Origin of the sequence: Luteimonas galliterrae, assembly GCF_023374055.1 — a bacterium.
Classification (GTDB): domain Bacteria; phylum Pseudomonadota; class Gammaproteobacteria; order Xanthomonadales; family Xanthomonadaceae; genus Luteimonas_C; species Luteimonas_C galliterrae.
Genome location: NZ_JAMBEP010000001.1, coordinates 462,240 through 484,078, shown reverse-complemented (window position 1 = coordinate 484,078; position 21,839 = coordinate 462,240). Strand labels below are relative to the sequence as shown.

The window sequence follows — 21,839 nt, the reverse complement described above, 5'->3', positions numbered from 1 at the left end:
CTCACTGGATTATTCGCTTCGCTCACCCCTTCGGGGCCGTCCTTCGGACGTTCTGCGCGCTACGCGCTTGTCCCGCCTTCGCACGATGACGGCTGAGAGCAGAGCTAGAAGAGCCCAGCTTGCGGATCCGGCGGCAGCGAATAATCCAGCCGGCCACCCACGATCCGCGCCGCCGACGTATACGGATGCGGCTCCGCGCGCCCCGGCGCCATCAGATGGACGACTTCCCAGCCGCGCGATTTGAAATCGTCGGCGATCAGGCCGCGATGGCATTGCCACCACACCGCTTCGGCGCACATCACCGCAGTGCGCCGTTCGCTCGCCAACCCCTCCAATCGCGCCCGGGCGGCCGCATAGGCGTCGCTGCCCATGTAATCGGCATAGCCGCGGAAGCCGGCGTTGCGCCAGGCCGTGTTGGGCGAATCCGGGCGCGGCGGCCTGCGCCCGCCAAGCTCGGGCATCGGCAGGTAGGCGATGCCGTCCTCCGGCAAGGCCCGCGCCATGGTTTCGCCGGAGAATTGCGGATGGCGCCGCGAACCCGCGAAACGCCGCACATCGGCCAATACGGCGATGTCCGCTTCGCGCAGCATGGCGACGAAATCGTCCCAAGCCCGGGTGGAATGGCCGATGGTCCAGAGCGTCCGCATCGGTTCCAGGATAGGCTGGCGGCCGTGGACGAGATGAGAACGGCTCTCATCCGGTACAATGGCTGCGTTTCCCCTGCGCAACCCACTTCATGTCTTCCGCATTTGGCACCGAGACGGTGCTGGATGTCCGTCACTGGACGGACGATTACTTCAGCTTCACCACTACCCGCGACGACGGTTTCCGCTTCGAGAACGGCCAGTTCGTGATGATCGGCCTGGAAGTGGCCGGCCGCCCGCTGCTGCGCGCCTATTCGATCGCCAGCGCCAATTGGGAGGAGCAGCTCGAGTTCTTCAGCATCAAAGTGCCCAACGGCCCGCTGACCTCGCGGCTGAAATCGATCCGCCCCGGCGACAGCGTGCTGATCGGGCGCAAGCCCACCGGCACGCTGCTGATCCACGACCTGCATCCGGGCCGCAACCTGTACCTGCTGGGTACCGGTACGGGCCTGGCGCCGTGGCTGGCGGTGATCAAGGATCCGGAGACGTACGAACGCTTCGACAAGATCGTGCTGGCGCACGGCGTGCGCAGCGCCGGCGACCTCGCCTATCGCGACTACATCGTCAACGAGCTGCCGCGTCACGAATTCCTCGGCGAGCAGATCGCCGCCAAGTTGAAGTACTACCCGGCGGTCACCCGCGAGGATTTCGATTTCGCCGGCCGCGACCAGCGCGGCCGGTTGACCGAGCTGATGGACAGCGGCCGCATGCAGGAACAACTGGGCATCGAAGCGCTGGACGGCGAACGCGACCGCGCCATGATCTGCGGCAGCCCGCAGATGCTGGCCGACTTCCGCGCCATTCTCGATGCCCGCGGCTTCAGCGCGGCGCCGCGGATCGGGGTGCCTGGCCAGTACGTCTTCGAGCGCGCTTTCGTCGAGAAATAAACCTTGCTTTTTGTGGGAGCGGCTTCAGCCGCGAGCTTTTTCCGGATGTCGAAGAAGCAACATCAAGAGATCGCGGCTGAAGCCGCTCCCACAAAACCGCTCCTACAAAGTCGCCTCGCAAACGAGATCAACCCAAGGCGGCTTCGATGTCCTTCGCCAGCGACTCGGGCGTATCGGTCGGCGCGTACCGCTTCAGCACGCTGCCGTCGCGGCCTACCAGGAACTTGGTGAAGTTCCACTTGATCCCATCGAAGCCCAGCAGACCGCCCTTCTCGTCCTTCAGCCATTTCCACAACGGATGCGCAGCCGCGCCATTGACGTCGATCTTGGCGAACATCGGAAAGTCCACGTCGTAGGTCAACGAGCAGAACTCCTTGATCTCCGCTTCGTTGCCGGGTTCCTGGTGGCCGAACTGGTCGCAGGGAAAGCCGAGCACCACCAGGCCACGCTCGCGGTAGCCCTGCCACAGCTTTTCCAGGCCCGCGTATTGCGGCGTGAAACCGCATTTGGAAGCCACGTTGACGATCAGCAGCGCCTTGCCGCGATAGTCCGCCAGCGGGCGCGTCTGGCCGTCGATGTCGATGGCGCTGAAGTCGTAAGCAGTGGTCATGGATGCGCTCCGTAACGAACTTGCAGTTTACAGCACGCGCAAGCCGGGCCGCCGCTTGCGGACCCGGTACGCGGTGGCCACAATCCCGGCATGGACCCTGCCCCGCATACGGATTCGCTGGCCAGCCTGTTCCTGCATGTGCGGGTGCTGCTGGGCATGGTGGTCGGCCTGGGACTGACCCATCTGATCCGCCATTTCGCGCGGATCATCGATCGCCCGGTGCGCGAACGCGCGTACTGGGTGCATCTGGTGTGGGCGGTGTCGATGTTCCTCTACCTCTTGCATTTCTGGTGGTGGGAATTCCGCCTATCCGGCACGGTCCACTGGACCTTCATGCTGTACCTGTACGTGGCGCTGTACGCGCTGCTGCTGTATCTGTTGTGCGCGATCATCTTCCCCGACAGCCTGGAGGGTTATGCGGGCTACGAGGATTATTTCTATTCGCGACGCAAATGGTTCTTCGGCCTGCTGGGGCTGGCGTACGTGGTGGATCTGGGCGATACCTGGATCAAAGGCCAGGAGTATTTCGGAAGTTTCGGTCCGGAATTGGAACTGCGCAGCCTGGCCTATGTGGTGCTGTGCTTGGTCGCCATCGCCACGCCGAACCGGCGCTTCCACGCGGCGTTTGCGGTTGTGGGGCTGCTGTACCAGATGTCGTGGATCATTCGGCAGTTCGAGACGCTTTGATTCCCTGCCCGTCATCCCAGCGAAAGCTGGGACCCAACTTGATCTTGGTTTTCTGCGCAGACCGTTAAGCAAAATGGGTCCCAGCTTTCGCTGGGATGACGGAAACGGACCGAAGACAGCCACCCCTGCCGAAAGTCACAGGTAGCCCGCCCCCGCGGCCTGGGCTAGGCTGGGCGCCACTTTCCCGACACTGCCCACTCCATGAAGCATCCGCTGACCCTTGCGCTGACCGTGGCCATCGCCGCCCTCGCCTCCACCGCCTGCAACAAAGCCCCTACGCCTGTGAACGAAACCGCTACCGCCGCGCCCGCCGCTTCCGAATCGAATCCTTTCTTCGCCGAAAGCCCGCTGCCGCTGCATTACCCGCAGTTCGACAAAATCAAGGACAGCGATTTCGGACCGGCCTTCGACCGCGGCATGGACGAGGAACTGAAGGAAGTCGCCGCGATCGCAGACAGCGCCGACAAGCCGACCTTCGACAACACCATCCTCGCGTTGGAGAAATCCGGTCGCACCCTGTACCGCGCCCGCGTCGTCTTCGACAACCTGGTCGGCGCCGACACCAACGAAACCCGCGACAAGCTGGACGCCGACTACGCGCCGAAGTTCGCGGCGCACCGCGACGCGATCCGGCTCAACTCGAAGCTGTTCGCGCGCATCCAGGCGCTGTACGACCAGCGCGCCTCGCTCGGACTCGATGCGCAGGGCGTGCGCCTGATCGAGCGCTACTACAGCGACTTCGTCCGCGCCGGCGCCAAGCTGTCGGAAGCCGACAAGACCAAGCTGAAGGCTATGAACGCCGAACTGGCTTCGCTGGGGACCCAGTTCAGCCAGAACGTGCTGGCCGAAGTCAACGATTCGGCGATCGTGGTCGACACCAAGGAAGAATTGGACGGCTTGACGCCGGAGCAGATCACCGCAGCCGCCGACGAAGCCAAGAAGCGCAAGCTCGACGGCAAGTACGTGCTGACCCTGCTCAACACCACCGGCCAGCCGCCCGAAGCGCAGCTCACTAACCGCGCCACCCGCGAAAAACTGCACAAGGCCTCGGTCGCACGCGGCAGCCGCGGCAACAAGTTCGACAACACCGAAATCGTCGCCAAGGTGACCAAGCTGCGCGCCGAACGCGCCAAGATGATGGGCTACCCCAACTACGCGGCTTTCGTGCTCGAAGACGAGACCGCCAAGACGCCGGAAGCCGTCAACAAGATGCTCGGCCAATTGGCCCCGGCCGCCGTCGCCAACGCCAAGCGCGAGGCCGCGGATCTTCAGGCCATGATCGACAAGGAACAGGCGGCCAAGGGCGAGCCGACCTTCAAGCTCGAGCCGTGGGATTGGTCGTTCTACACCGAGAAGGTGCGCGCGGAGAAATACGACTTCGACGAGTCGCAGCTCAAGCCCTACCTCGAGATGAAGAACGTGCTCGAGAATGGCGTCTTCTACGCCGCCGGCCAGTTGTACGGCCTTAAGTTCAAGCAGCGCACCGACCTGCCGGTCTACAACCCCGACGTCACCGTGTACGACGTGTTCGACGCCGACGGCAAGCAGCTGGCGATCTTCATCGCCGACATGTACGCGCGCCCGTCCAAGCGGGGCGGCGCGTGGATGAATTCGTATGTCGACCAGAGCGAAATGTTCGGGACGTTGCCGGTGGTCGCCAACCACCTCAACATCCCCAAGCCGCCGGCCGGCCAGCCGACGCTGCTGACCTGGGATGAAGTGACCACCATGTTCCACGAATTCGGCCATGCCCTGCACGGCATGTTCTCGAACGTGAAGTACCCCTACTTCACCGGCACCAACGTGCCGCGCGATTTCGTCGAGTATCCGTCGCAGGTCAACGAGATGTGGGCCGACTGGCCGTCGATCCTGGCCAACTATGCCAAGCACTACCAGACCGGCGCGGCGATGCCCAAGGAACTGCTGGACAAGGTGCTGGCCAGCGCCAAGTTCAACCAGGGTTTCGCCACCACCGAATATCTCGGTGCGGCGATGCTGGACCAGAACTGGCACCAGTTCGCCAGCCCGGACCAAGTGCCCGACGCGAAGGGCGTGATGGCCTTCGAAGCCGCTGCGCTGAAGAAGGACGGCGTCGACTATCCGCCGGTGCCCCCGCGCTACCGCACGCCTTATTTCAGCCACATCATGGGCGGCTATGCGGCCGGCTATTACGCCTACATCTGGTCGGAAGTGCTCGACGCCAACAGCGTGGAGTGGATGAAGCAGCACGGCGGCCTGACCCGCGCCAACGGCGACCACTTCCGCAAGACGCTGTTGTCGCAGGGCGGCAGCAAGGACGCGTTGCAGCTGTTCCGCGATTTCGCCGGCCACGATCCGAAGATCGAGCCGTTGCTGGAGAAACGCGGGTTGACCGCCTCGAAGCCGTAAGCGCGGGCATGCCTTCTCCCTTCGGGAGAAGGTGGCGCGAAGCGCCGGATGAGGGTTCGGCGGAGCTGTACGCTTACCGGTCGTGGCGCAGATCGTGAGCTGACGAATGTCTATGCGATCCGACAACTTCGCTTCGCCGTACCCTCACCCCAACCCCTCTCCCGATGGGAGAGGGGCTTTGAGCTTTAACGATCGCGCGACTGGCGATTAAGATCGAGAAAAATCTCGCGCGCCGCCACGCCCACATCCGGCTGGTCGATGAAGAAACCCTGCACGCCCATGCCGTAGAGCTGCACCGCTTCGGCCAGAGCCGTTTGCGACACGCCGTTCGGCGTCTGGGTGAGGAAGCTCTCCTCCGCACGCAGCGTGTACGGATGCACCTGCAGTCCGGCTTTCAGCGCGCGACCCAGCATCGGGTGCACGATACCGGTATTGCGCGTACCCAGTTCGGCCTTGCCGTCGCCGTTGGCGTCGACTTTCGGATCGAGCGCGGTACGCGGCAATAGATTCACCTTCCACGGCCCGATGCCGGAAGCGTAATTGGCCTTCATCCAGTTCAGCACCGGCTGCGTGACGAACGAACCGTAGCCGGTATCGGGACCAATGCCGCCTTCGATCTTCTGCGCCAGGCCGCCGTAGATCGCGGCCAGATCGGCGCCGTGGGCGACGTTGTAGACGATGTCGTAGGGCTTGGCCGCGGCGATGTCGTCGTAGAGCTGCACCAGCGGAACGCCCAGGCCGGCCATCGGCATGAGCTTTTTCTTCAGCTCGATCAGGTTCTCGACTTCGAAGCTCTGGATGTAGATGCGCTCGGGATCGGTGAAGCCTTGCGCGACCAGCGTTTCCACCAGCTTCGCCCCGAGCGAAGTCGCAATGAGGCTGCCGTCGATGCGGCGGCCTTCCTTGGCGAAATAGGTCGGGTGCTTGGTTTCCGGATAGATGCCGATCTTGCGGTCGCCGCGGCTCTCGCGCTTGGCGAGCTGGATCACTTCGGCGAAGGTCGGGATCTGATACAGGCCGTCGTAGCGCTTGTTCTGCGGACGGATCTCAGGAATCCGTTCCTTGGCGCGCAGCGTCTTGATCTCGGCGAGGGTGAAATCCTCGGTGAACCAACCGGTCAGCGCGACGCCGTCGATGGTCTTGGTGGTCTTGCGGTCGGCGAATTCGGGACGATCGGCGACATCGGTGGTGCCGGAGATTTCGTTCTCGTGGCGCGCGACCAGCACGCCGTCCTTGGTCGCTACCAGATCGGGTTCGATGAAATCGGCGCCCTGCCGGATCGCGAGCCTATAGGATTCGAGCGTATGTTCGGGGCGATAGCCGCTGGCGCCGCGGTGGCCGATCACGATCAGGCCGTGGTGGTCGTCGTCATGGTGGCGGGCGGGTCGATCGGTCACAGCGGGCCCTTGTGCGCAGGCGGCGCCGAAGGCTAACAGGGCGGCCGCACCCAGCGTCCAGGCGAGTTTAGTGCAACGCAGACTCATGGCTTCGAACCTCTGTGGGAAGTCGGGGGATACCGACTCCCCTGTCAGCCGGCCTGCGTAGGGTCGGCGACCAAGGTTGCGAACAGTTGACGATTCTCGGCGCAAATTTCCCGGTAGAGCTTTTTTTCGACACGGATAAGAGCGGATAAGGGCGGATGGGTCGCTTTATCTGCCTTATCCGCTCTTATCAGTGTCGAAAAAAATGCTCCTCGACTTCACTCCAGCGCCACCAGAGACTGCTTCGTGGCCTTGTTCCAGCCTTCCCACACGGTCTTGCGCAGGCGCGAGGCGCGCGTCAAGGCGCGTTGCATCGTGAACTCCGCCCCGGATTTGGTGCGGCCCAGCTCGTCCCAGCGCAGCGGCATCGCCACGCCCGCTCCGGCCCGCGCGCGCAGCGACCAGCTGGCCACGCTGGTCGCGCCTCGGCCGTTGCGCAGCCAATCGATGAAGATCACGCCCTGCCGTTTGGCCTTGCTGGCGGTGGCGACGTAGCGATCCGGCGCTTGCGTGGCCATCGCATCGGCGAAAGCTTCGCAGAAGGCTTTGGCCTGTTCCCAACTCGGACCGGGCTTGATCGGCAGCACCACATGCAGGCCCTTGCCGCCGGACAAGCGCACGAAGCTGTGCATGCCGATTTCCTCCAGCCTGGCGCGCACGTCGCGGGCCGCGGCGATCACGTCCTTCCACTTCACGCCGGGCCCTGGATCCAGATCGAATACCAGCAGGTCGGGATGCTCGATGTCATCGATCCGCGATCCCCACGGATGCAGCTCTAGCGTATTCATCTGCACCAGATCCAGCAGGCCCTCGACATCTTCGACATAAAGATAGTCGTCCTTGCCGCCGTCCTTCTCGCGTATCGGAATGGCATGAACGTACTGGCCCAGCGTTCCTGCGTGATGCTTCTGGAAGAAGCACTGGCCGTTGAGTCCGTCCGGGCAACGCAATAGCGACAACGGGCGGCGTGCGATTTCGGGCAATATTCGCGGCGCGATCGCACGATAGTAGTCCGCCACCATTTGCTTGGTGATGCCGCTTTCCGGATACACCTGCTTGTCCGGACTGGTGATGCGCTGCCCGGTATCGCCTCCGATGTCCTTCATGGCTTTGTCCTCGCGCAATCGGATGAAACTGCCTTGGCGCAGCAGGCCTTCCTTGGCCCAGCCGCGGAATTCGATTTCGGCGATGAGCTTGGGCTCCACCCAAGTCACCGTCCGCAGCGACAGCGGGATATGCGGCGGCAGGTCGACGACGGGCTTTTTCCGTTCCAGCCTGCGCAGCGTCTTGGTCAGGCTGCGCAAGGTCTCGTCGTCGAAGCCCGTCCCCACCCGGCCGACGTACTTCAAATTCGCACGCTCCCGTGTCGCCAACAGCAGGGAGCCGAAACCGGTTCGCGAGCGCCTGGGCGCGGTGTAGCCGACCACGACGAACTCGTCGCTCTGCGCATGCTTGACCTTGATCCAGGCGTCCGAGCGGCCGCTGCGGTAATGCGCAGCGACATTCTTGCTGATGATGCCTTCCATACCTTGCTGCGCGCTGGCGGCGAAGACCTCGTCGCCGTGGCCGACGATGTGCTGGCTGTAGGCCAGGATCGGAGCGCTGCCCTGCAGTAGCGACTCCAACAATTGCTTGCGTTCGAGCAGCCGCGTCCGCGACAGGTCGATGCCTTCCAGCGCCGGCATGTCGAACAGTACGTAGCGCAGCGTGGCGTTGGCGGTGCCGGCGATCGTGTGCTGCAACGTGGAGAAATCGTCCCTGCCTTTGGCGTCGAGGGCGATCAGCTCGCCGTCCAAGTCGGCATCGCTTATGCCCAACGATTCGAGCGCAGCCACGATCTCCGGATAGTCCGCGGTCCAGTCCAGGTTCTTGCGCGAGCGCAGCTTGGCCTTGCCTTTCTCGATCCTCACGAGCAGGCGGTATCCGTCCCATTTCAACTCGTGCAGCCAACCGTCTCCCGGCGGCGGCGTTTGGCGCAAGCTCGCCAGTTGCGGCGCGGGCAATGTGCGGTCGCGCAGCACCCGGGCGCCCTCGAGCGCCTGCGCCGAAGCGCGCCAGTCGCGCTTCGGTTTGCGTTTGCGCGATGCGGGCGATTTTTTCGCGGTTTTGGCCTTCGATGCGGCCGCCGGCCTGCTGGATGCCTTGCCCTTTTTTCCGACCAAATCGTCGGCCTCCGCGTCCTGCGCGAATTCGTCGTCGCGCTTGATCAGCAACCATTGCGGCTGGCGTGCGGATTTTGCGGTGCGCACCAGTTTCCAGCCGCCGTTCAATTTGCCGCCGTGCAGGACGAAGTCGATCTTTCCCGCCGCCAGCGCTTCCAACGGGTCGCCGTTGGAACTCCATACCCCGTGATCGAAGCGGTCGACATGGCCGGCGCCGTAGTGGCCTTGCGGGATGTCGCCTTCGAAATCGGCGTAACCGAGCGGATGGTCTTCCACCTCCACCGCCAGCCGTTTCTCGCCCGCCCGCAGGGACGGGCCTTTCGGCACCGCCCAGCTCTTCAGCGTGCCGTCCATCTCCAGCCTGAAATCGTAGTGCCGCGCGCGCGCATGATGCAGTTGCACGACAAAGGTCGGCCGGTGCCCGTGCCGGCCTACGCCGGCATCGCCGGCGGGCTCCGGCGTCTGGCCGAACCGGCGCTTCCTGGCGTACTCGCGTAGGCTCATGCTCGACGCGTTGCGTCAGGCCGATTTCCGCTTCCGCGCGGGCGCTTTGCGCGCTTTCGCCGCTTTCTTCGCCGCCTTGCGCGGCGCCTTTTTGGCGGCGACTTTCTTCTTGGCCGGCGTGCGCTTGTTGCGATCGATGCTCTGCTGCAGCAGCGACATGAAGTCGACCACGTTGGTCGCCGCGTTCTCGGCGACATCCTGCTCGTCTTCTTCCTTCTTCGCCACCACGCCTTTGCTCTTCATCCTCTTCTTGATGACCGCGTGCAGCCGGGCCCTGAATTCGTCCTTGTATTCCGACGGCGACCAATCGTTGGACATGCTGTTGATCAGCTGTTCGGAGAATTCCTTTTCTTTCGCGGTGATGCGGTACTCCGATGGCTTTCCTTCCGGTATGTTGTATTCCTCCACATCGACCAGCTCCTGCGGATAGCGCATCATCAGCAGCAGCAGCGCGTCGCCTTGCGGGACGATCGCGCACAGATGCTCGCGCGTGCGTATGACCACGCGCGCGACGCCGATCTTCTTGGTGCTGGCCAGCGCCTCGCGCAGCAGCACATAGCCTTTCTCCGCCTTTTTGGCCGGCACCAGCACATAAGGCTTCTCGAAGTACTGCGGGCCGATGGCGTCCGCGTCGACGAAGGCTTCCACGTCGATCGCGCTGTGGCTTTCCGGCGCCGCCGACTTGATATCTTCCTGCTCGAGGACGACATAGCTTCCCTTGTCGTATTCGAAGGCCTTGACGATGTCCTTCCAGGCCACTTCCTCGCCGGTCTCGGCGTTGATCCGCTCGTAGCGGATCGGCGAGTTGTCGCGCGAATCCAGCATGCGGAACTGGATGTCGGTGCGCTTTTCGCCCGACATCAGTTGGACGGGGATATTGAGCAACCCGAAAGACAGGGTGCCGTTCCAGACGGGACGTGCCATCGCATTCTCCGGTGGCGGCCGATCAGGGCCGCCGTTCGATCGTCCCAGTATCGGTACGGCCGCGTGATGCGGCCGTTGATTGGCGTGTTAGGTTTTCGTGAGCGCGGCGCCCTCGCCTTCTTCACTTCAGGCGCACGCCGCGCAACAGCGACAGGTCGTCGACGAAGTTGGCGTAGGCCTCGTGCCGGGCATCGTCGCCGCGCTGACGCAACACCCAGGACGGATGCACGGTGGCGAAGGCGCGGGTGCCGTCGGGCAGTTTCTGCCAGACGCCGCGCTCCTCCATCAGCTTGAACTTGCTGCCGAACACGGCCTTGGCGGCGATCGCGCCCAAGCACACGATCACATGCGGCCGGATGGTGGCGAGTTCGCGTTCCAGCCAGATGCGGCAGGCCGCGCGCTCGGACGGATCGGGACTGCGATGCAAACGGAACTTGCCGCGGCGCTCGAACTTGAAGTGCTTGACCGCATTGGTCACATAGAAACGCGCGCGGTCCAGGCCGAGTTCCTGCAGCGCGCGATCGAACAGCTTGCCGGCCGGGCCGACGAACGGCCGGCCGCTGAGGTCCTCGGCATCGCCGGGCTGCTCGCCGACCACCAATACCCGCGCGTCATCGGGGCCTTCGCCGAATACGGTCTGCGTGGCGGGCTTCCACAGCGGACAACGCCGGCAGCCGGCCGCGGCTGCGCGCAGGGCGGCCAGGCTTTCGTCTTCCGGCATCGGCGCCTCGCCTTGGCGAACGACGACGCGCTTGCGTGCTTCTGCTTTCGCAGCCGTCTTTTTTCCGGATCTCTTGCCGGGTTTGCGCGTAGCCAACCGTCCTCTCCGCATCGAGGATGCGCCCATCATCCTCGCAGCGGGTCAAGAGCAGTTGAAGAAAGGTTAGGTCAATGCACCGCGATCGCGGTGGGCGCCGGCACCGGCGCAGAATCGGGCTCGCGCAACAACGCCTTGCGTGCTGCGCGCTCCTCTTCGGGGCTCAGTGTCGTGAGCAGTTCGACCTGTCCCGCGCTCAGGGTCGCCAGCGGTACGCCATCGCGATACAGCACCCGCGATCCGGTCAGGCGCGGCAGCTTGCTGCCAGGCAACAGCGTGCCGACCAGGTTCAACGGATCGGCCGCGGACAAGCAGACCGGTGCGCCATCGTGCGCGCGCTGCCGCACCTGGCGCATCAGGCCGATGGCTTCCGGCAGCGCGAACTGCTCGCCCGACAAACCGGCGATGAAACGGCCGCCGCGGATCTCGCCGCGCGCTTCCAGGCGATGGTAGACGCGCAGCAGTTCGCGCCACGGCGGCAGCCAGGACGCTTCGCGCTCCAGCAGGCGCCAGCACACCACGCCGTAGCGACGCAGCAGCACGCGGGCGATGTGTTCGATCGCCTCCGGATCGGGCTTGGCGCCGGCAGCGGAAGGAGCGCGGCGGATCGGCGCCCAGCGTCCGGCGTCCTCGATCCCGAACAGCGACGCGCGGCGGCGGCGATGCGAAGACGCGCTGGGCCGCTTCGACGCCGGCACCAGCAAGGCGCGCAAGCCGGCGTAGCTGTCGCAGTGCACGCGGCCACGCGCAACCAGTTCGGCCAGCGCGTCTTCCAGTTCCGTGCGCAGCAGGTGCGCGCCGGAGACGAGTTCGTCGAAGAACGAAGCGCCGTGTTCGCTTAGATAGTCGACGACCCGTTGCGCGCGCGAAGACAGCGTGTCGTCGGCGGCATGTCCGGGCGCAAGCCGCGTCCAGGCCGAGGCGTGGCGGCGCGGCAGCAGCACGATCGGCGTTGCGCGCACCGGCGTGCTGCCGCGACTGCCGCTGGTATCGCCGGAACTCACCCGCAAACGCGTCCACATCGTGCGGCCGGCGGTGCACAGATCGTCCAGCCACGAGATCGAGTAGTCCTTGACGCGCGCCGGCAGCAACTCGGATTCCCAGGACGCCGCCGGCGCCTCGAAGCCTTCCAATTGCGCCAGCACCCCGGCCAGCGCTTCGGGGCCGCTGACGCGCGTGCCCGGACTCACGCGTTGCCAGTCGAACAGGAAGCGCATGAAATCGCGCGGTTCGACCGGTTCGATCTCGCGGCGCAGGCGCTTGAGCGTATAGCGGTGGATGCGCGCCAGCAGATGCCGTTCGCACCACTCGTCGACGCCGATGCCGGGCGTGAAGCGGCCCTGCATCACATAGCCCTCGCCTTGCAGGCGCAGCAGCGCCATTTCGACTTCTGATTGCGGTATCGAAAGCGTTTCGGCCAATTCCGCGGCGGACGTCGGGCCCAGGCCGGTCAGGCGCGAACGCAGCAATTCGAGCGTGGCATCCTCCCGTGTCCAGGTTTGCTGTGCGTATTCGCCGGGCGCTTCGATCGGCGGTTGCAGGGCCGCATCGGGGTGCAGCGCAAGCAATTGTGGGAGCCGCTCGGCAGTGACCCACAACTCAAGATCAAACCCATCCCCATTCCCACCCAACCCTCCCCTTGAAAGGGAGGGCTTTAGAGCCGCAGCGCGGTGGTCTTTCGCAAGGCGCTGCAACCATTCGGACCAGCCATGGCGATCCGCCTCGTCGCTTCTCACGACGCCAAGCCCCATCAACGCCTCGTGCATCTCGTCGGCGTTGCGCACCTCGGGCCAGGCTTCCTCGCGAACCGCATCGATCGCATCGATATCCAGCCGGCCCAGATCGTCCGCGCTCTGCGGATCGGCGTAGCGGCGGGTTTGCACCGCTTGCGTGCGGCGCTCTTCCAGCGGCGCGTCGTCGAGGAAGGCGTAGGGGCGCGCATTCAACGCCTCGGCGGCGAACGGCGATGGCGCGGTCAGGTCGCGCGCGGTGACCTGCACCTTGCCCGATTCCAGCGCGCGCAGCAGTTCCAGCCAACCGTCGACGTCCATCGCCTCGTGCAGGCAGTCGTGCATGGTCTGCGCGACCAGCGGATGGTCGGGCACCTGGCGTTCGCCGACGATGTTCTCCAGGCAGGCGACCTGGTCCGGGAATACGGTCGCCAGCAAATCCTCGGACTTCATCCGCTGCAGCTGCGGCGGCGTCTTCTTGCCGCCGGTGAAGCGCGGCAAGGCCAGCGCGGTGGTCGCGTTCCAACGCCAACGCACGCCGAACAGCGGTGCGTCCAGCAGCGCTTGGATCAGTACGTGTTCGGCCGAGGCCGAATGCAGATAGCTCGCCACTTCGATCAGGGGGAAGCTGTGGCTGGTGGACAGCGACAGCACGATCGCGTCCTCTGTCGCCGCCGCCTGCAATTCGAAATTGAACTTGCGGCAGAAGCGCTTGCGCAGCGCCAGGCCCCAGGCGCGGTTGATGCGGCTGCCGTACGGCGTGTGGATCACCAGCTGGGTGCCGCCGGATTCGTCGAAGAAACGCTCCAGCACGATGTTGTCCTGGGTCGGCATCGCTCCGAGCGAGACCACCGTGGCGGCGAGGTAGTCCAGCAACTGCTGCGCGGCTTCGCCCGGCACGCCGATCTCGGCGACCAGCCAGTCGCGGGCCGCCGCCGCGCCGTGGTCGGAGAGACGCTCGACCACTTCCTCGCGCAGCCGCGACACCGCGAACGACAGTTCGTCCGTACGACCCGGCGCTTCGCCCAGCCAGAACGGAATGCTGGGCGGCGCGCCGTCGGCGTCCTCCACGCGCACCCGCCCCGGCTCGACGCGCAGGATGCGGTAGCTGGTGTTGCCGAGCTGGAAGATGTCGCCGGCCATGCTTTCGACCGCGAAGTCCTCGTTCACCGTGCCGATGTTCTGCGCCTGCGGCTCGAGGATGACGGTGTAGTCGCCGGTGTCGGGAATGGTGCCGCCGGACATCAGCGCGGTCATGCGCCCGCCCTTGCGGCCGCGCAGCTTGCGGTTGACCGCATCGCGGTGGAGGTAGCCGGCGCGGATGCCGCGGCGGGTGCTGAAACCCTCGGCCAGCATCCGCACCACATCGTCGTAGTCCTTGCGCGACAGATCGGCATAGGGCCAGGCGCGCCGCGACCATTCGTAGAGCGCGTCCTCGTCCCATTCGCGGCAGGAAACTTCGGCGACGATCTGCTGCGCTAGCACGTCCAGCGGCGCGATCGGCATGATCAGCGCGTCGAGTTCGCCGCGGCGCACGCCGTCGAGCAGCGCAGCGCATTCGACCAGTTCGTCGCGCGTCTGCGGGAACAGCCGGCCCTTGGGCACGCCGCCGACATGGTGGCCGGCGCGGCCGACGCGCTGCAGGAATGCGGCGATCGAACGCGGCGAGCCGAGCTGGCAAACCAGATCGACATCGCCGATGTCGATGCCCAGTTCCAGCGACGCCGTGCACACCAGCACGCGCAGGTCGCCGCGCTTGAGTTTTTGTTCCGCATCCAGGCGGATTTCCTTGGCCAGGCTGCCGTGGTGGGCTGCGACTGCCTCTTTACCGAGCAATTCGCCGAGCTCGCGCGAAGCGCGTTCGGCCATGCGCCGGGTGTTGACGAACACCAGCGTCGTGCGGTGCTGGGCGACTAGGTCGGCGATCCGCGCGAACACCTGGCTCCACTGGTCGCCGGACATCACCGCGCTCAGCGGCGTCGGCGGCAGTTCCAAGGCGAGGTCGCGCTTCTTGGCGTAGCCGATGTCGACGATTTCGCAATCGGGTGCGCCGTCCTGCGTTACCGCGCCGGCGCCGACCAGGAACCGCGCGACTTCGTCGATCGGCTTCTGCGTGGCCGACACGCCGATGCGCGTCAGCCGGCGCCCGCACAGGGCTTCCAGCCGTTCCAGCGACAGCGCCAGATGGCTGCCGCGCTTGCTGCCGACCATCGCATGGATTTCGTCGACGATCACCGTGCGCACGGTACCGAGCATCGCCCTGCCCGATTCTGATCCGAGCAGGACGTAAAGCGATTCTGGCGTAGTGACCAGGATATGCGGCGGCTTGCGGCGAGCCAACGCGCGCTCCGCCTGCGGGGTGTCGCCGGTGCGCACAGCGGTGCGGATCTCGATATCCGGCAGGCCCATGCGTTCCAGTTCGGCGCGGATACCGGCCAAGGGCGCTTCCAGATTGATCCGGATATCGTTCGACAACGCCTTGAGCGGCGAGACGTAGACCACCGTGGTCTGGTCCGGCAGCGCCGACTGCTGGCCCAGCAGGTCGCAGCCGCCTTGCGCCAAGCCTTCGCGCACGAGGCCGTCGATCGCGGTCATGAATGCCGTCAGGGTCTTGCCCGAGCCGGTCGGCGCCGCCACCAGCGTATTGCGGCCGCCGCGGATCGCCGGCCACGCCGCAACCTGCGCCTCGGTAGGCGCCGGGAACGCGTTGCGGAACCAGTTGGCGACCGCGGGGTGGAAGGCTTCTAACGGCATCTGGGGGGATTATCGCGCCGGGCAAGATGGATGGGCGGAACAAGAAAATCGGGCCGATTCGGGCCGAATTCAATCGCGGCCGGATCCTCATCCAGCGAACCTAAACGCTGGCGATCTCATCGGTTGAGACGCGTTCTTCGTAGCCCGGGTAAGCGAAGCGCACCCGGGATCCCGCGCGCCCCGGGTGCGCTTCGCTTACCCGGGCTACGGATTACGAATCTGAATCCTTCAGTCGCACCGGGCGTTACGATACGGCTATGCATGCGCAGCCCACCGACCGCTCCGCAGACCCGTTGCGCGAATGGCTATCGCCGTTTCGTCAGGTATTCGTGCTCACCGGCGCAGGCTGCAGCACCGGTTCCGGCATCCCCGACTACCGCGACGCCGACGGCCAATGGAAACGCACGCCGCCGGTGACCTACCAGGCGTTCGTCGGCGATGCCCAAGTCAATGCGCGTTATTGGGCGCGCAGCTTCATCGGCTGGCCGCGAGTGGCGGAGGCGCAACCCAATGCCGCGCATCGTGCGCTGGCGCAGTGGCAGACGCGGGGCGGCGTCTCGGCGCTGGTCACGCAGAATGTCGACGGCCTGCACCAACGCGCCGGCAGCGCGCCGGTGATCGATCTGCATGGGCGCCTCGACCACGTCGTGTGCTTGTTTTGCGACGCGGTGCTGGCGCGTGCGGATATGCAGCGCTCGCTCGCCGAGCGCAATCCGGATTGGGCCGGATTGGAAGCGATGACCGCGCCGGATGGCGACGCCGATCTCGACGGCCGCGATTTCTCGCGTTTCAGCGTGCCGCCCTGCCCGCACTGCAGCGGCTTGCTGAAGCCAGATGTGGTGTTCTTCGGCGAGAACGTGCCGCGGCCGCGTTATTTGCAGGCGCAGTCGGCTTTGCAGGCATCGGATGCGGTGCTGGTCGTCGGTTCTTCGCTGATGGTCTATTCCGGCTATCGCTTCGTGCGCGGCGCGCACGAAGCCGGCCTGCCGATCGCCATCGTCAACCGCGGGCGCACACGCGCTGACGACCTTGCGACGTTGAAGATCGATGCGGAAGCCGGCGCGGCGTTGGGCACTGCGCTGGCGTAGCCCGGGTAAGCGAAGCGCACCCGGGACCGCCGTAAACCCCATGAAAAGCCCCGGGTGCGCTTCGCTTACCCGGGCTACATCGGTGCATTCGTGGGAGGAAAACCTCTAGGCGTCCTGCGAGCGCGCCAGCAGGCTGCTGCGCCGTCCATAAGCCAGATAGGCGGCCACGCCGATCGCATTCCACACCAGGAACCACAGCTGCGTGCGTTGCGGCAGGCTCCAGAACAGGTACAGGCAACCGAGGATCGCCACCGGCCCCACCACCCAGGCGAACGGCGTGCGGAACACGCGCGGGCGCGAAGGATCGCGCTTGCGCAGCACCAGCAGGCATACCGCCACCGCGGTGAATGCGGCCAGCGTGCCGGCATTGGCCAGCGCCGCGATCTCGTCCAGCCGCGCCACGCCGGCCAGCGCTGCGACCAGCACAGCGGTGAACAGCGTGATGGCCACCGGCGTGCCGGTGCGTGGATTCACTTTCGACAAACCGCGCGGCAACAGGCCATCGCGCGACATCACGAAGAAGATGCGGCTTTGCCCGTAGAAGAACGCCAGCAGCACGGTCGGCAATGCGACCACCGCGGCGCCGGCGACGATCTTGGCGGCCGTGCCCTGCCCCAGTTCACGCATGATCAAGGCCAGCGGCGCCGGGCTCTGCGCGAAGACCGCATAGCTCATCGCGCCCACGGCGGCCAAAGCGACGACGATGTAGATCAGGGTGCAGGCGACCATCGATCCGATGATGCCGATCGACAGGTCGCGCTCGGGATTCTTGGTTTCTTCGGCCGCGGTGGAAATCGCATCGAAACCGTAGAAGGCGAAGAAGATGATCGCCGCGGCCGCCATCACCCCGCGCTCGATGCCATCCGGACCCATTTGCTTGGCGAAGCCGAAAGGCATGAACGGCTCCATATGCGCAGTGTCGAAATGCGGCATCGCGATGGCCACGAACACCACCAGCGCCACGACCTTGATCACCACCAATACAGCGTTCAAAGTCGCGCTTTCGCGCGTGCCTACGATCAACAAGCCCGCCACCACGAAGACGATCAACACTGCGGGCAGGTTGATCACGCCGCCGGCATGCGGACCGGCCGCCAATGCCTGCGGGATGTGGATGTCCATTCCGTTGAGGAATTCCATCACCGAACCCGACCAACCCACCGCCACCGCACTAACGACGAGCGAATATTCCAGGATCAGGCTCCAACCGACGATCCAGGCGATGCTCTCGCCGAGCACCGTATAGCTATACGTGTAAGCGCTGCCCGCGGCGGGCATCAGCGTGGCCATTTCGGCATAGGCCAGCGCCGCGCAGGCGCACACGACACCGGCTACCAGGAAGGAGATCAGCACCGCCGGACCGGCCAGGTTGGCGCCGACGCCGATCAGGGTGTAGATGCCGGTGCCGACGATGGCCCCGATGCCTAGTGCGACCAGGTGCGGCCAGCTCAAGGTGGGCACCAGCCGTCGCCCTTCCTCGTGCACGGTGACCAGGTCGATATCCTTGCGGCGGAGCCATGACTGCATAGAACCCTCGTATCGGATGGCGGACAGGCGCACATAGTGGGCCATCGCGCGCGGCGATGCGAGATGAGGCGGCTTTTGTGGGAGCGGCTTCAGCCGCGAGCTTCTCTAGTGCGAGGCGACCTGGCAAGAGCTCGCGGCTGAAGCCGCTCCCACGAAAACCGCTCCTACCGAAAAGCTGAGATCAGCGCGGCGCGATGTAGCCGCCGCGCACGCCCCGCGGCGACAGCACCAACTGCCACAGTTGGATGCGCCGCGCGCGGAAGGCCGCCATCGATGCGGAGAGGTAGTAGCGCCACATGCGTCGGAAGCGCTCGTCGTAGCGCGCCGGCAGGCCATCCCATGCGCTTTCGATGTTGGCGCGCCAGGCCTGCAGCGTGCGGTCGTAGTCGGTGCCGAAATTGTGCCAGTCCTCGACCACGAACACGTCTTCGACCGCAGTGGCGATCTGCGCCGCCGATGGCAGCATCGAATTGGGGAAGATGTAGCGGCCGATCCATGGATCGGTATGCGTGACCGACTGGTTGCCGCCGATCGTATGCAGCAGGAATAGGCCCTCGTCCGACAGGCAGCGCCGGGCCATTTCGAAATAGGCGCGGTAGTTCTTGACGCCGACGTGCTCGAACATGCCGACCGACAGGATCCGGTCGAAAGGCTCGTCGACTTCCCGATAGTCCTGCACGCGGATCTCGATGGGAAGGCCGGCGCACAATTCCCGTGCATATGCGGCCTGCTCGCGCGAAATCGTGATGCCCACGCCGCTCACGCCGTAGCGTTCGGCCGCGAACTTGAGCGCCTCGCCCCAACCGCAGCCGATGTCCAGCACGCGCATGCCGGGGCGCAGGCCCAGTTTGCGGCAGATCAGGTCGAGCTTGGCCTCTTGGGCGTCGTCCAGGTTGTCCGCCTCGCGCCAATAACCGCAGCTGTAGACCAGTCGCTTGCCGAGCATGGCCTGGTAGAGGTCGTTGCCCAGGTCGTAGTGGCGCTCGCCGACTTCGAAGGCGCGCCGCCCTTTCTGCAGGTTGAGCAGGTGTGCGCGCAATCCGTCCCAGATTTCGGCCAGGCTGTGCGCGCGCTGGTCGATGTGCGCATCGAGCAGGCGGAACAGGAGGCCGTCGAGCGATGCGGCATGCCACCAGCCGTCCATATAGGACTCGCCCAGACCCAGCGAGCCGCGCGCCAATACGCGTGCGGCCAAACGCGGATCGTCGATCTGCAGGTCCCAAGGCCTGCTGCCGTCGATGCGCACATCGGCGTCGCTCAGCAAAGTTTGCAAGCGGTCCTGGAAAGGATGCAACGCGACATCGGCTTTCATCGCCAACTCCCGCATTTCCACTACAACGAATATCGAAGCTGCAGATTATCGCAACTGCCCGGATCCCACGATTGCGATCGTGGAACTCTATGTAGCCCGGGTGGAGGCGCAGCCGATACCCGGGAATACGCCGCACGGGAACGAAGAGCCCAGGTATCCCCCGGATCAAGTCCGGGGCTCACCCGGGCTACTCAGCCGCCGGAAAAATAGCCGCGATAGGCCGGCGCGATATGCGGCAACAGGATCGCGGCCGGCACTTCCACGGTCTGCGTGCCGTCGGCGTACGGCCCGACCTGGTACGGCGGAAACACGAAGCGCAGAGCGCTCAGCTTCCCGTCGGCGCCGATCACCGGCTCGAACTGCGAGAAATTGTCGGCCTCGGCCTCGCTGCCCTCGTCGATCATCTTGCCGGCGTCGCGGATCATTTCGGCGCGCTCGGCGGGCGGCAGCTCGTCGGCATCGGCGCGCTCGGACAGCTTGGTGTGCAACTGCTCGCGCACGTAGTCGGAGATCGGCTTCCATCCGGCGGCCTGCGGCACCAGCTCCTTCGATGTCAGCAGCTTGTCCTGCTGCGGCAGCCAGACGAAGCGCGCGATCAGGGGGCTGCCGTGCGCGCCGCCCGTGTAGCTGCTGCCGTCGGCGGCGATCGCCACGATCTGCGGCGTGTCGACCAACTCGGTGAAACTCAGGCTCAGGTCGTAGGGCGCGGTCGGCTTGTCGTTGCCCAGGCCGCCGACGGCCTCGAGCAGCTCGGCGCGGGCGGCCTCTGCGTATTGCTGGAGTTGCGCCGCCAGCCCGGGATATTTGCGCGCGGCCGGCGGATAGCTGATGCCGATCACATAGCGCTCGTTGCTCTCGACCACGTCCTTGAGCTCGACCGGCTGTGCGGGCGTCGCCGGCGCCGGCTCGGTGCCGGCAGCGGGCGCGGTGGCCGGCCCTGCAGGCGTCGCCTGTTCCGTGCCGCGATTGCAGGCGGCCAGTGCGAGAGCGAATAGCAGCAGCGGCAGTGTCGAACGTGTCATGGCGCAGTCCTTGGCATCGATCCTCACAAATTATCGCGCGCCGCGTGATGCCCGCATCCACGCCGCGGCGCCTTCCGGGCAATAAAAAACCCCGGGCGTCGCCGCCCGGGGTCCGGTGTCACGATGAAGCTACAGGCTTACAGGGCCTGCACTTCGTCGGCCTGCAGGCCCTTCTGGCCCTGCACGACCTTGAACGAGACCTTCTGGCCTTCCTGCAGCGACTTGAAGCCGCTGCCCTGGATCGAGCGGAAGTGGACGAACAGGTCCTGGCCGCTTTCCGGGGTGATGAAGCCGAAGCCCTTGGCGTCGTTGAACCACTTGACGGTACCGGTCTGACGATCAGACATTTTGTTACTCCTTGGAACAGTTTTTAGATTGGAACACGGCCTGCGACACGCATGGCCGAGACTGTCGAGCAAGGGGTAACGCGAGAGCGATGGAGCGGATCGTCGGATCTACCGCATCGGAGCCACGATGTACCGTGATCCCGGCTTTGAACAGTGGGCGCACCATACCCTACTTTCCCCCTTCTGTGTGAATAGGGAGATTTTTCCCTGAACGGACCGACGAGCGGTCGTCGGGCGGGGGCTACCAGTCCTGCCGCTGCGGCAGCAGCCCGCGCAGCTCGGCGTCGGTCAGGTTGCGCCACTGGCCGGGCTTCAGATGGCCCAGTTTGACGGTGCCGATCCGCACCCGCAGCAGCTGTTTCACTCGGTGGCCGAAGTGTGCCGCCATCAGCCGGATCTGCCGGTTCAGGCCCTGCACCAGCACGATCCGGAAGCCGAACCGCCCCAGCTTGCCGGTCTTGCACGGCAGTGTCGTCTCGCCGTGTACGGGCACGCCGCGGGCCATGCCGCGCAGGAATTCGTCGGTGACGGCGTGGTTGATCGCCACCAGGTATTCCTTCTCCAGCTTGTTCTCGGCGCGCAGGATCTCGTTGACGATGTCGCCGTTGCTGGTCAGCAGGATCAGGCCTTCGGAATCCTTGTCGAGCCGGCCGATAGGGAAAATGCGCTGCTGGTGGCCGATGAAGTCGACGATGTTGCCCTTCACCGCCGACTCGGTGGTGGTAGTCACCCCGGGCGGTTTGTTGAAGGCGATGTAGACATGCTTGCGCTGGCCCTTGGCCGCAGTGCGCGGGCGCAGCGTGGCGCCGTCGACGCGGACCTCGTCGCCCTCGCCCACTTCGGCGCCGATCCGCGCGCGCAGGCCGTTGACGGTGACCCGGCCTTCGGAGATCAGCCGGTCGGCTTCGCGCCGCGAGCAGAATCCGGTGTCGCTGATGTGTTTGTTGAGGCGCAT

General features: G+C 65.3%; 15 protein-coding genes and 1 pseudogene. 4 read left to right on the top strand and 12 right to left on the bottom strand.

Annotated features, from left to right (window positions below):
- Positions 1 to 104 precede the first annotated feature (104 nt).
- Positions 105 to 647 carry a DUF488 domain-containing protein gene (locus tag M2650_RS02220; RefSeq protein ID WP_249470607.1) on the bottom strand — a complete coding sequence of 181 codons (543 nt, stop codon included), beginning with the start codon at positions 645 to 647 and terminating at the stop codon, positions 105 to 107.
- Between the two features lie 89 nt (positions 648 to 736).
- Between M2650_RS02220 and M2650_RS02215 the strand changes: the two genes are divergently transcribed.
- Positions 737 to 1,531 carry a ferredoxin--NADP reductase gene (locus M2650_RS02215; protein ID WP_249470605.1) on the top strand — a complete coding sequence of 265 codons (795 nt, stop codon included), beginning with the start codon at positions 737 to 739 and terminating at the stop codon, positions 1,529 to 1,531.
- 127 nt (positions 1,532 to 1,658) lie between these two features.
- Here the strand turns inward: M2650_RS02215 and M2650_RS02210 are convergent, their stop codons facing one another.
- Positions 1,659 to 2,141, bottom strand: coding sequence for a glutathione peroxidase (locus M2650_RS02210; RefSeq protein ID WP_249470603.1), 483 nt, complete (start codon positions 2,139 to 2,141; stop codon positions 1,659 to 1,661).
- A 90-nt stretch (positions 2,142 to 2,231) separates the two neighbouring features.
- On the opposite strand from M2650_RS02210, the gene M2650_RS02205 reads away from it, so the two are divergent.
- Both M2650_RS02205 and M2650_RS02200 read left to right on the top strand, forming a co-directional pair.
- Positions 2,232 to 2,828, top strand: coding sequence for a hypothetical protein (locus M2650_RS02205; RefSeq protein WP_249470601.1), 597 nt, complete (start codon positions 2,232 to 2,234; stop codon positions 2,826 to 2,828).
- A gap of 201 nt (positions 2,829 to 3,029) precedes the next feature.
- Complete coding sequence (locus M2650_RS02200) at positions 3,030 to 5,216, top strand: M3 family metallopeptidase (protein ID WP_249470599.1); 2,187 nt, start codon at positions 3,030 to 3,032, stop codon at positions 5,214 to 5,216.
- 185 nt (positions 5,217 to 5,401) lie between these two features.
- On the opposite strand, the gene M2650_RS02195 is transcribed toward M2650_RS02200, so the two are convergent.
- From M2650_RS02195 to M2650_RS02175, 5 genes and pseudogenes are all read right to left on the bottom strand, one after another.
- Positions 5,402 to 6,700 (bottom strand): glycerophosphodiester phosphodiesterase family protein, encoded by a 1,299-nt coding sequence (locus M2650_RS02195; protein ID WP_249470598.1) that lies wholly within the window; start codon positions 6,698 to 6,700, stop codon positions 5,402 to 5,404.
- Between the two features lie 215 nt (positions 6,701 to 6,915).
- Positions 6,916 to 9,363, bottom strand: coding sequence for a DNA ligase D (gene ligD / locus M2650_RS02190; protein WP_249470596.1), 2,448 nt, complete (start codon positions 9,361 to 9,363; stop codon positions 6,916 to 6,918).
- A gap of 15 nt (positions 9,364 to 9,378) precedes the next feature.
- The gene (gene ku / locus M2650_RS02185) at positions 9,379 to 10,287 is read right to left on the bottom strand and encodes a non-homologous end joining protein Ku (RefSeq protein WP_249470594.1); all 909 of its coding nucleotides are present in this window, start codon (positions 10,285 to 10,287) and stop codon (positions 9,379 to 9,381) included.
- 121 nt (positions 10,288 to 10,408) lie between these two features.
- Positions 10,409 to 11,071, bottom strand: a pseudogene (locus tag M2650_RS02180) (UdgX family uracil-DNA binding protein); the annotation flags it as partial.
- A gap of 104 nt (positions 11,072 to 11,175) precedes the next feature.
- Positions 11,176 to 15,588, bottom strand: coding sequence for a DEAD/DEAH box helicase (locus M2650_RS02175; protein ID WP_249470592.1), 4,413 nt, complete (start codon positions 15,586 to 15,588; stop codon positions 11,176 to 11,178).
- A 257-nt stretch (positions 15,589 to 15,845) separates the two neighbouring features.
- Here M2650_RS02175 and M2650_RS02170 point away from each other — a divergent pair, with 257 nt between their 5' ends.
- On the top strand, positions 15,846 to 16,676 hold the full coding sequence (locus M2650_RS02170) for an NAD-dependent protein deacetylase (protein WP_249470590.1): 831 nt from the start codon (positions 15,846 to 15,848) through the stop codon (positions 16,674 to 16,676).
- Between the two features lie 105 nt (positions 16,677 to 16,781).
- On the opposite strand, the gene M2650_RS02165 is transcribed toward M2650_RS02170, so the two are convergent.
- The 5 genes from M2650_RS02165 to M2650_RS02145 form a co-directional block, all read right to left on the bottom strand.
- Complete coding sequence (locus M2650_RS02165) at positions 16,782 to 18,203, bottom strand: amino acid permease (RefSeq protein ID WP_249470588.1); 1,422 nt, start codon at positions 18,201 to 18,203, stop codon at positions 16,782 to 16,784.
- 181 nt (positions 18,204 to 18,384) lie between these two features.
- Positions 18,385 to 19,515, bottom strand: a complete 1,131-nt coding sequence (gene cfa / locus M2650_RS02160) for a cyclopropane fatty acyl phospholipid synthase (protein ID WP_249470586.1) — start codon at positions 19,513 to 19,515, stop codon at positions 18,385 to 18,387.
- A gap of 191 nt (positions 19,516 to 19,706) precedes the next feature.
- Positions 19,707 to 20,537, bottom strand: coding sequence for a DUF3298 and DUF4163 domain-containing protein (locus M2650_RS02155; RefSeq protein ID WP_249470584.1), 831 nt, complete (start codon positions 20,535 to 20,537; stop codon positions 19,707 to 19,709).
- Between the two features lie 137 nt (positions 20,538 to 20,674).
- Positions 20,675 to 20,884 (bottom strand): cold-shock protein, encoded by a 210-nt coding sequence (locus M2650_RS02150; protein ID WP_137265674.1) that lies wholly within the window; start codon positions 20,882 to 20,884, stop codon positions 20,675 to 20,677.
- 241 nt (positions 20,885 to 21,125) lie between these two features.
- Entirely contained in the window at positions 21,126 to 21,839 is a 714-nt protein-coding gene (locus M2650_RS02145) for a pseudouridine synthase (RefSeq protein ID WP_249470582.1), read from the bottom strand.

Coding starts and splice junctions, on each gene's coding strand:
- M2650_RS02145 (WP_249470582.1), bottom strand. CDS start 21,839: ATGCGCCTCAACAAACACATCAGCGACACCGGATTCTGCTCGCGGCGC.
- M2650_RS02205 (WP_249470601.1), top strand. CDS start 2,232: ATGGACCCTGCCCCGCATACGGATTCGCTGGCCAGCCTGTTCCTGCAT.
- M2650_RS02155 (WP_249470584.1), bottom strand. CDS start 20,537: ATGACACGTTCGACACTGCCGCTGCTGCTATTCGCTCTCGCACTGGCC.
- M2650_RS02210 (WP_249470603.1), bottom strand. CDS start 2,141: ATGACCACTGCTTACGACTTCAGCGCCATCGACATCGACGGCCAGACG.
- ligD (WP_249470596.1), bottom strand. CDS start 9,363: ATGAGCCTACGCGAGTACGCCAGGAAGCGCCGGTTCGGCCAGACGCCG.
- M2650_RS02150 (WP_137265674.1), bottom strand. CDS start 20,884: ATGTCTGATCGTCAGACCGGTACCGTCAAGTGGTTCAACGACGCCAAG.
- M2650_RS02165 (WP_249470588.1), bottom strand. CDS start 18,203: ATGCAGTCATGGCTCCGCCGCAAGGATATCGACCTGGTCACCGTGCAC.
- ku (WP_249470594.1), bottom strand. CDS start 10,287: ATGGCACGTCCCGTCTGGAACGGCACCCTGTCTTTCGGGTTGCTCAAT.
- M2650_RS02200 (WP_249470599.1), top strand. CDS start 3,030: ATGAAGCATCCGCTGACCCTTGCGCTGACCGTGGCCATCGCCGCCCTC.
- M2650_RS02215 (WP_249470605.1), top strand. CDS start 737: ATGTCTTCCGCATTTGGCACCGAGACGGTGCTGGATGTCCGTCACTGG.
- M2650_RS02195 (WP_249470598.1), bottom strand. CDS start 6,700: ATGAGTCTGCGTTGCACTAAACTCGCCTGGACGCTGGGTGCGGCCGCC.
- M2650_RS02175 (WP_249470592.1), bottom strand. CDS start 15,588: ATGCCGTTAGAAGCCTTCCACCCCGCGGTCGCCAACTGGTTCCGCAAC.
- M2650_RS02170 (WP_249470590.1), top strand. CDS start 15,846: ATGCATGCGCAGCCCACCGACCGCTCCGCAGACCCGTTGCGCGAATGG.
- M2650_RS02220 (WP_249470607.1), bottom strand. CDS start 647: ATGCGGACGCTCTGGACCATCGGCCATTCCACCCGGGCTTGGGACGAT.
- cfa (WP_249470586.1), bottom strand. CDS start 19,515: ATGAAAGCCGATGTCGCGTTGCATCCTTTCCAGGACCGCTTGCAAACT.